This is a genomic window from Trueperaceae bacterium (assembly GCA_019454765.1).
Classification (GTDB): domain Bacteria; phylum Deinococcota; class Deinococci; order Deinococcales; family Trueperaceae; genus JAAYYF01.
The window spans coordinates 31,015-40,658 of sequence record JACFNR010000024.1 but is presented as its reverse complement, the minus strand read 5'-3'; the positions used below and the strand labels follow the sequence as shown (position 1 = coordinate 40,658).

Annotated in this window: 8 protein-coding genes; all 8 read right to left on the bottom strand. The window is 73.5% G+C overall.

The genetic code is table 11. The features are described 5' to 3' along the window. Positions 1-1,631, bottom strand: a 1,631-nt coding sequence (locus H3C53_08215; GenBank protein MBW7916649.1) for a bifunctional (p)ppGpp synthetase/guanosine-3',5'-bis(diphosphate) 3'-pyrophosphohydrolase, incomplete at its 3' end; no start/stop codon positions are given. Between the two features lie 176 nt (positions 1,632-1,807). After that, positions 1,808-2,047, bottom strand: a complete 240-nt coding sequence (locus H3C53_08210) for a type II toxin-antitoxin system prevent-host-death family antitoxin (GenBank protein ID MBW7916648.1) — start codon at positions 2,045-2,047, stop codon at positions 1,808-1,810. Between the two features lie 54 nt (positions 2,048-2,101). Beyond that, positions 2,102-3,268 (bottom strand): LptF/LptG family permease, encoded by a 1,167-nt coding sequence (locus H3C53_08205; protein ID MBW7916647.1) that lies wholly within the window; start codon positions 3,266-3,268, stop codon positions 2,102-2,104. Further along, complete coding sequence (locus tag H3C53_08200) at positions 3,265-5,415, bottom strand: hypothetical protein (GenBank protein MBW7916646.1); 2,151 nt, start codon at positions 5,413-5,415, stop codon at positions 3,265-3,267. The genes H3C53_08205 and H3C53_08200 overlap by 4 nt, the downstream gene beginning before the upstream one ends. Before the next feature lie 67 nt (positions 5,416-5,482). Next, positions 5,483-6,196, bottom strand: a complete 714-nt coding sequence (locus tag H3C53_08195; protein ID MBW7916645.1) for a hypothetical protein — start codon at positions 6,194-6,196, stop codon at positions 5,483-5,485. A 132-nt stretch (positions 6,197-6,328) separates the two neighbouring features. Next, entirely contained in the window at positions 6,329-7,468 is a 1,140-nt protein-coding gene (locus tag H3C53_08190) for an insulinase family protein (protein ID MBW7916644.1), read from the bottom strand. A gap of 86 nt (positions 7,469-7,554) precedes the next feature. Further along, on the bottom strand, positions 7,555-8,793 hold the full coding sequence (locus tag H3C53_08185) for an insulinase family protein (protein MBW7916643.1): 1,239 nt from the start codon (positions 8,791-8,793) through the stop codon (positions 7,555-7,557). A 31-nt stretch (positions 8,794-8,824) separates the two neighbouring features. After that, entirely contained in the window at positions 8,825-9,604 is a 780-nt protein-coding gene (trpC, locus tag H3C53_08180) for an indole-3-glycerol phosphate synthase TrpC (protein MBW7916642.1), read from the bottom strand. Positions 9,605-9,644: the final 40 nt, after the last annotated feature.

Below are 9,644 nucleotides of genomic sequence, written 5' to 3'. Positions count from 1 at the left end.
TCCTCCACGTTCTCCACGTTCACGAGCTGCTTGGCCACCTCCTCAAGCTTGGCGCGCGTGGTCAGCTTGGCAACGGGCAGGCTGCGGCGCCGCAGCGCCCGCTCCAGGGCGCGCTTGCCGCCCTCCAGCTGCATCTGCCTCGCCTGAGCCCTGAAGTAGTGCTTGATCTTCTGCTTGGCGCCGCGCGTGACCACGATGTTGAGCCAGTCGGCGCTTGGCCCGTACTGGCTGGAGCGGTTGGTGAGGACCTCCACCCTGTCGCCGGTGGTCAGCTCGTGGTTGAGGGGCACGATCTCGCCGTTCACGCGCGCCCCAATGCACCTGTGGCCCACCTCGGTGTGCACGTGGTAGGCGAAGTCGATGGGGGTGGAGCCGCGCGGCAGGTTCACCACGTCGCCCGCCGGCGTGAACACCAGCACGCGCTCGCTGAAGATGTCGGTCTTCACGGCGTCCACGAAGGCGCCGGCGTCCTCCGAGCTCGTGTCGACCTCGAGCAGCTGCTTCATCCAGTCGAGGCGGCGCTGCACCTCGGCCTTGTCGGTCATGCCCTCCTTGTAGGCCCAGTGCGCCGCCACCCCGAACTCGGCCACCTCGTGCATGCGCCGCGTGCGGATCTGCACCTCTATGGGCTGCCCCTGCAACCCGATGACGGTGGTGTGGAGGCTCTGGTAGCCGTTCGGCTTGGGCACGGCCACGTAGTCCTTGAAGCGGCCCGGGATGGGCGTCCACAGCGAGTGCACGATGCCCAGCGCCCGGTAACACACGGCCTTCTCGTTGTCCTCCTGCGCCAGGCCGTGACCGTTGGGTTCCGGGTCGAGGATGGCCCTGATGGCCATGAGGTCGAAGATCTGGTCTAAGTTGCGGTGATCGCGGAGCATCTTGCGGTGGATGCTGTAGAGGTGCTTGCTGCGGCCCGACAGCTCGAAGGTGAGGCCCTCCTGCGTGAGCCGGCCCTCCAGCAGCTTGATGCTCTTCTTGACGTACGCCTCGCGCTCGCTCTGGCGCATGCGCACCTGGCGCTGAAGCTGCAGGTAGCGCTCGGGCTCTAGGTACCTGAAGGCTATGTCCTCGAGCTCGTTCTTGATGTGGTTGATGCCAAGGCGGTGCGCCAGCGGCGCGAAGATCTCGAGCGTCTCCTCGCTGATCGACAGCTGCTTGTGGGGCGGCATGAACCTGAGCGTGCGCATGTTGTGGAGCCGGTCGGCCAGCTTCACGAGGATGATGCGCACGTCGCTCGTCATGGCGAGGAGCATCTGCCGCAGGTTCTCGGCCTGCTCGTTCTCGTAGACCCGCACGGCGAGCTTGCTGATCTTCGTCTCGCCCTCCACTATGCGCCGCACGACCTCGCCGAAGCGCTCCTCCACCTGCTCGAAGGTGGCGGGGGTGTCCTCCACCGTGTCGTGCAGCAGGCCGGCTATGAGGGCGCTGCCGTCGAGCTTCATCTCGGCGAGGATCTCGGTGACCGCCACGGGGTGCGTGATGAACGGTTCGCCCGAGCGCCGCAGCATGCCGCGGTGCATCTCCTCCGCGAAGGCGTACGCCTCCGCCAGCTTGGCGGCGTCCGGCGGCGCCAGGTAGCTGGTGGCTGCCAGGAGGCTCTTTGGAACCGGGGCGGGAACCGAGGCGGCCATCAGAATGGTGAGTTTACCACCTGCGCCTGTGGCCGATTTGAGTCGTGGCCGACCGGAACGCAAGGTGGGGCCGCCGATCAGACGACCTCGACGCGCGCGCCGCCACGGCGTCGAACGGCGACGGCACCAGCGACAACTACTCGATCTCCAGCAGGCGCTCGCTGCGGCCGGCCCCCTCAGTCACCGGGCCCGAAGAGCTCGTCGGCTTCCTCCCGCAGGCGCCAATATCCACCGCTCCCGAACCGCTTCAACCGTCGGGCCATATCGGCAGTGGGAACGAAAGCGCTCGCCGCCAACGGGCGGAGCTCGGCCACCTCGACACCCCGGCGACTGATGCGTATGGTCTCGCCGCTCTCGACCTCGTCCATGACGGCGGCGCTGCGGTCACGCAGTTCCCGTTGGCTGATCGTCTTCACGCGTCCAGCGTAGCGCCTCGTGGCAGGTCGTAGCGCGTGGGATGCCCCGGGGCGTCACCGCGTCCGCCGCGCCATCAGCGCCAACCCGAGCGCCGCGAACACCAGGTTGCCGAGCCACGCCCCCAGCCACACGGGCAGCTGCCCCGTCTGCGCGAAGAGCTGGCCGAAGGTGTAGAAGAGGTACCACGCCAGCGTGACCACCAGGCTCAGCCCGAACGCCACGCCGCGCGTGCGGGCGTAGGCGAGGCTGAGGGGCACGGCCACCAGCAGCAGCGCCAGGTTGGTGAAGGGCTCTGCCAGCTTGCGCTGCATGAGCACGGCGGCCTGGCGCCTGGCGGTGGCCGAGGCGCCCTCGCGCCGCGCGTCCTGCCACAGGCGCGTGATGGAGCGGTCGTCCTCGAAACCGCCGCTCCCGAAGCGCGTGACCAGCTCGTCCTGCGTGACGCTCGTGGTGATGGTGAGGGGGGCGGTGGCCGACGGCGCCACGTTGCGCAACCTGACCAGGGCGGCGAGGGCGGCGGCCGGGTCGGCGGCGGGCGCGTCGAGGGCCGCCAGGTCGAGCGAGTCGATGCGGTAACCGGTCAGCACCAGGTTGGCGCCGTCGAAGCGGCCGGCGTCGGCGCGCAGCAGGGTGAACACGTCGCCGTCCCAGCGCTCGATCCGCACGCCGCGCATGACCGTGCCGCGCTCGGCCGCCGTCTCGAAGTGCAGCGTGAAGTCGTCGACGGGCAGCGCCTGCTGCGCCAGCCTGAACAGACCGGTCTGTCCGGCGGTGAGTTCCCAATACAGCTTGGTCACCATCGTGTTCGTCACGGGCAGGACCCACTGGTTGATGGCCAACACGATCACCGCGCTCACCAACCCCAGGCCCACGAACACGCCCGCCGTGCGCCGCACGGGCACGGCGCCCGCCCGCAGCGCCAACAGCTCGTTCTCGCTCGCCAGCCTCCCGAACGCCAGCAGCACGGCCAGCACCAGGGCTATGGGGAACGTCTGCACCATCACCTGCGGCAACTGCACGAGCAGCCACGCCGCCAGCTCCAGCACGGGCGCACCCACCACCCACTGCAGCCGCGGGATGGTGACGCTCACCACCGCCAGGCTCGAGTAGAGCAGCAGGCCGAACAGGAAGGGCGGCAGGCTCTCCCGCAGCAGGTAACGGTCGATCCTCGTCGAGAGGCGTGGCCGCGGCGGCCGCCGCCTGGGAACTGGCTCCCTCATGGCGCGTCCGGCATGATACCCGGCGGCGCGTCGGCGTCCTCGTGGCCCGGCGCCTCGCCCGCGCCCACCACCGGCGCCGGCGCCGTGGGGACGCTCGTGCCGCCGCTGCCGCCGGGCCGGCGCTCGAGGTCGACCGCCAGCGACGCCCCCCACCGGCCCCTATCGTTGATGGCCCCGACCGTCACGGAGCCGCAGCAGGTGATGAAGGTGGCGTCGAGCCCGTAACCGCTCACGCCCGGCGCGCCGCCCTCCAGCACGGCCGCGAAGTCGACGGCCACGAACGGGCGCAGCTCGAGGGTGTCGAACGCCACCGGCAGCCCCAGGCGCGCCTCGAGGTGGGCGAGCCTGGCGGCGAGCAGGTCGTACTCGGCGCCGACCCCGAACTCGAACGCGCCGTACGGCACGTGCGTGCCGACCACCGGCCAGCCGAAGCGGCGCGCCTCCGCGTCGAGCGTCACGAACGACCGCACGCCCGGCGCCGCGGTCACCAGGCCCGCCGCCTCGAACGCGGCCGTGAGCGTCACCGTCCACGGCGCCGCGTCGAGCTCTAGCACGCCGTCGGCCCGCAGCCGCTTCACCCCGGCGGGCGTGCCGGGCGTGGCGAACGGGTCGTAGCTGGCCCCCAGCCCCAGCCTCCCCGTGAGGCCGCCGCCCAGGGGGCCGGCCACGCTCACGGCGGCCGTGGCGCGCTGCAGGGGCGTGAGGCCGTCGACGGCGCTGCCGAAGGGCGACGCGGCGTTGGTGAAGCGCGCGTCGTACGCCAGCGTGGCGCTAACGGGCCCGGCGCTCAGCTGCCACGACGGCGCCAGGCGCACGCCCCACTGCGTGACGGCGCCGGCCGCTGCGGCGGAACCCCAGGTGCCCGGGTAGTGGGTCACCTGCACGCGGCTCTCGAGCGCGAAACGGCCCAGCGGCACGCCTCCCGCTGCCAGTTCCTGACTGGCCGCGCTCAGGCTCAGCCGCGCCCCCAGCCGCGGTCCCGCCACCACGGGCTGCGCCGCCGCCGCGTCGGCCGTGACGGCCGTCACGGCCGCGAACGCCTCCGCCACCGCGCTCCCGCCCAGCGCCGGCAGGTCCAGCGTGGCCTCCACGCCGGCGCGGCCCTCGTGGCGCCCGCGCCTGGCGGGCGCGGCGCCGCTGCGCGCCCCGAACGACGCCTTCACCCCCGGCGCCACCGCCGCCGTGAGACCGAAGTCGAGGTACGGCGCACCGGCCTCGAGGCCGAAGGTGGCCGCCAGGCGCTGGGCGCCGTCGCTGGCGGCCGCCCGCACCAGCGCCACCGGCAGCGCCACGTGATCCGGGTCGAGGCCGGTGCCGCCCACCTCCAGCGTCACCCCGTCGGCCAACGGGATGCCAACCACGCGCACGCTCAGGCCCGCCCCCGCCGCCGGCGCGGGCGCGCCGGGGCTCGGCTCCACCATGGCCACCTTGACGGGGAACTCGAACTCCGAGAGGGTCTTGTCAGACAGCGTCACGTCGTCCCTGAGCGGGATGCGCAAGCTCCCCACCAGCAGCTCGCCGCCCGCGAGCCGCACCTCGCGGCCCTCCAGCGCCACGGTGGCGCTGCGGCTCCTGATGGCGAGGGGCGCCGGGTCCAGCCCGATGCAGGTGGTCACCCCCGCCTGCTCCACCTCCAGCACGTCGCCCTCCAGCGTGGCGAGGGCGCCCTCCACCTGGAAGGCGCTGCCGGTGAGCACCAGGTCCGTGAGGGTGAAGCGGCCGGTGGCGATGTCGACGGCGAGGCTCTCAGCGCGGCCGCCCACGTCTGGGCCTACGAGCACGGCGTCCATGAGGGTGAGGGTCTCGGGGTTGGCCACCAGGTCGGCGGCCGTGAGGCGCCACCCCTCCAGGTAGAGGGTGGGCGCGGCGGCCTCGAGGAAGATGTCGCCGCTCAGGTTACCCACCACCACGCGCTCCGCGATGACGGTCCAGGCGCCACCAACGGCGGCCACGCACACGCCGCCGTAGAACTCGGCGGAGTCGGCGGCCGCGTCGCTGCGGAACTGCTGGTAGTAGACGGCGAACTGGCCCGGCAGCGTCACCTCGGCCGTGAGCGGCCCGCGCGCGCACTGCGCCTGCGCCGCCCCCAGCAGCAGCAGCGCGAGCAGCGCCCAGGCGAGCTTGAGCGGCGGGGACCGAAGTTGCACGTGCCGATCATGACCCGCGCGCCTCACCCCCGTCGCCCACACCATGCACAACCGCCGTCACGGCGACCTAGAGGTACGCCGCGAAGCGCGCCAGCAGCTCCGGCGCCACCTCCGTGCCGGCGTCGTAGTTCACGACCCCGTCGATCATCACGAGCTTGAGGGCGAGGAGGCCGCCCCCCTCGGGCGAGCGCATGGCGAACAGCCCGCCCTCGAACAGGTACTCGCCCTCCAGCAGCACGTCGCCGCTGCGGACGTCGAGGAGCACGCGGTCGGCGCTGAAGGCGGGCCGCGTGGCGCGCACCCCGCCGCCGAAGGCCGCCACCTCGGTGGCGGCGTCGAAGTCGAGCGTGGCCGCCTCGACGGCGAGGCCGTCGCGCTCGAGGCGCAGGCCGCCGGCGGCCGTCAGGCTGCCACCGACCTGGTCTATCCGCAGCGTCTCGGCGGTCACGTGCCCGAACGAGCCCAGCAGGCTCACGCCCCACGCCAGCACGTACTCCTGGGCGCGGTACTCGATGCGCTCCGCCGACAGGCTCACGCCCAGGCCCTGGTCCGTCACCGTGCCCCCCTCGGGCAGGAGCGTCACGCCGGTGAGGATGTCGAACACCTGGCTGCCGCGCGGCTCCACCGTCAGCGCCGCGAACGGCGCCTGCGCGGCCGCCCCGCTCAGGGCGGCCGCGAGCCAGAGGGCCAGCGCCACCCGCCAGGCGGCGCGGCGCCGCGCGCGGGCCGCGCGCGCCCGACCCGCGGTGGTCGGGGCGGGCGCGGTCCTGGCGTCAAGCATGGCCAGAGTGTAACCGCCGCCCCGTGAGAGGCAGCGCACGCGGGCGTGAGCGGCGATTCATGTGCGGGCGCACCGCCGCCCACCCGAGCGGCCGTCTGGGCGCCCGCCCCGGCGGCCGCCCAAGCGGCCGCCTCAACCGGGACCGAGCGTCAACACGAAGTCGGCGTCGAACGGGCGCCCCGCCAGCAGCGCCAGGCCCGCCTCGAGGGGCGTGCCCATGACCTCGTCGACCATGTCGGTCACGCTGCGGTACTCACCGAGCGACTGGTACTGCGCCGCGAACGACATGAAGCGCCCCATGGGCGTCTCGGCCCTCAGCGTCAGGCCCGTGGCCGTGCGCAGTTGCGCGCGGCGCCACTCGTCGGGCGTCGGCGCGTCGTCCTGGGCGCCCCGCACCACCCGCAGGTAGGCGCTCAGCACCTCCTCGGCCCGCTCCGGCGCGGTGGACACGTAACCCACGAACGCGCCCGCCCCCTCCTGCGGCTCGTGCGCCAGGGAGGCGTTGTCGGCCAGGCCCTTGTCGACCAGCTCCCAGTAGAGGCGGCTGCCGTCCCCCGCGCCGATCACGCTGGCGAGGAGCGCCGCCGCCGTGCGCGCCTCGGCCTCGAGCGCCACGCCCGGGGCGTAGTAGGCGGCGTGCAGGCGGTGCAGGCCGGCGTCGACGAGCGCCTCGCGCCCCGCACGCGGGTGAGCGGCGGGCTTGAGCCGCTCCGCCTCGAACGACGGCCACGTGCCCGCGTTGGCGTGAGCGTGCGCCAGCACGGCCTCCCAGTCGTAGTTGCCCGCCACGGCCAAGATGACGTTGCCGGGCGCGTAACGCCTGTCGAAGTACGCCTGCATCTGCTCCCGCGTGAGCGCCCCAACGCTCTCGGCAGTGCCCAGCACGCTGTTCCCCAGCGGGTGCGAGTTCCAGAAGCGCTCGTTGGCGTGCTCGAAGAGGCGCCTGGCGGGGCGGTCCTGGTACATGGCGATCTCCTCCAGGATGACGTTCTTCTCCATGTCGAAGTCCGCCTGCCTGAGGGAGGGCCGCATTAGCTGCGTGAGCACGTCCAAGAGCTCGCCGGCGCGGTTCGCCACCACCGCGCCGTAGTAGACGGTGCGCTCCTCGCTCGTGTAGGCGTTGTACTCGGCGCCCAGCTCGTCGAAGGAGCGGTTGATGTCGTCGGCGCTGAACGCCTCGTTCCCCTTGAACGTCATGTGCTCGAGGAAGTGCGACACGCCCGCCAGCTCGGCCGTCTCGTCGCGAGAGCCGGCGTGCACGAGGTAACCCATGGCGGCGGTGGCGGCGCGCGGGTTGTGCTCGCCTATCACCACCAGGCCGTTGGGGAGCCTCGCGTGGTCGAAGCGCAGGGCGGCGGTCACGCCTTGGGCCCTAGCGTCACGACGGTCGGTTCGGGGATGGGGTTGGCGGCCAGGTAGTCGTTCACGCCCTCTAGCGTCACTCCTTCGATGCGTTCGGTGATCTCCGCCAGCGTGCGGGGCCGGCCGAACAGCGCGACGTCGTTGGCGAGGCGACCGGCGGTGCCGCCCGTCGACTCGCCCGCCATGACCACGTTGCTGAGCAGGCCGGTGCGGGCGCGGTCGAACTCGTCGGCGCTCACCCCCGCCGCCAGGCGCTTCAGCTCGGCGAGGTAGACCTCGAGGGTCTCGCCGGCGCGCTCCGTGGTGGTGCCCGCGTAGCCGAGGGTGTAACCGCAGCCGCGCAGGGCGCGGTAGAAGGCGCTGACCGAGTAGACGAGGCCGCGCTTCTCGCGCACCTCCGTGAAGAGGCGCGCGCCCATGCTGCCGGAGAGGACCTCGAGCGCCACGAGGTAGACGTACATGTCGTCGGTGCCGGGCGCCGGGCTCGGGAAGCCGAGGCCGATCTGCACCTGGCTCGAGTCGGCGTCGACGTGATGCCGCCCCACCGGGGCGAACTCTGCGGCCGGCACGGCCACGCTCGCGCCGCGCCAGCCCCCGAACGCCCGCTCCGCCGCGGCGGCCAGGTGCTCCCAATCGCCGCCGCCGGCCAGGCCCAACACGGCCCCGTCCGGCCCGAGGCGCGCCGCGGCGTCCGCGCGCACCCCCGCCGGGTCGAGGGCGGCCAGGCCCTCCGCCGTGCCGTAGGCGCTGCGGCGCTGCGGCCCGGCGAACAGCCGCTCCTGCAGCGCCTCGAAGAGTCGTTGGGTGGGGGCGTCCTGCAGCGAGTGCAGCTCCTGCAGCGCCAGCTCGCGGCTGGGCTCGAACTCCGCGTCGGCCAGGCGCGGCTCGCGCACGGCGGCCGCCAGCAGCTCGAGGGCGGGCCCCGTCACCTCGCCGAGGAAGGCGAGGCTCAAGCTGCTCGCCTCGCGCCCGCTGCCACCGCCGCGGCGCGCCCCGAGGTCGAGCAGGGCGTCCGAGTACTCGCGCGAGCCCATGGCGCCGGCGCCGCGCTGCAGCCACTCGTGCAGCACGTTGGCCGAACCCTCCCTGCCCGCCGGGTCGGTGGCAGAGCCGAACGGCAACGAGAGCGCCGCGCTCAGGGTTGGCAACCACGGCATGGCTGCGTACACCACGCGCAGGCCGTTCGCCAGCGTCAGCTCCTGGATGGCGCCAAGCGGCGCTGGTTCTGAAGGCATGGGCGCAAGTATAGCCCCGGGCCGAGGAGCCTCAGGCGCCCCGCAACCGCCGCAGGCTCGCCGTGAGGTCGCCGCTGCCGGCCAGGCTGGTGCCCACCAGCACGGCGTCCGCCACCCCCACCAGCTCGGTCAGCTCGGCGTGCGCCCGGTAGCCTGACTCCGCCACGGCCAGGCCGGCGAAGCCGGCGGCGCGCGCCACTGCGATCAGGCGCGGCGCCGTCCCCAGGTGCACCGCCAGGCTCCGCAGGTCGCGGTTGTTGACGCCCAGGACGCTCGCGCCCGCGGCCATGGCCACCTCGAGCTCGGCCTCGTCGTGCACCTCCACCAGCGCCTCCAGGCCGAGCGCCTGCGCGTAGCGCAGGTAGTCGGCCGTGGCGCCGCCCAGCACGCTGACCATCAGCAGCACCGCGCTCGCGCCGAACGCCGCCGCCTCGCGCACCTGCGCCGGGTGCACCACGAACTCCTTGCGCAGTAGCGGCAGGGGCACGGCGGCGGCCACGTCGGTCAGGAAGGAGAGCGAGCCGCCGAAGTGCCGCGGCTCCGTGAGCACGCTGAGGGCGGCCGCGCCCCCCGCCGCGTAGGCGCGCGCGGCCGCGACCGGGTCGAGGGGCGCGATGGCGCCCTGGCTCGGGCTCGAGCGCTTGATCTCGGCTATGACGGCCACGGGCAGCGCCGCGCCCGCGCCCGCCTTGGCGGCGCGCAACGCCGCGCCGAAGCCGGGCCGCGTTGGCGCGGGCGCCGCCCCGCCCCGCGGCTCCGCCGCGTAATCCGCGGCGCGCTCGCGCGCGATGCCGCCCAGGACGCCCTCGATGGTCGCCAGCCGCGCGGCGTCGAGCGGCGCGGGTGCCGCC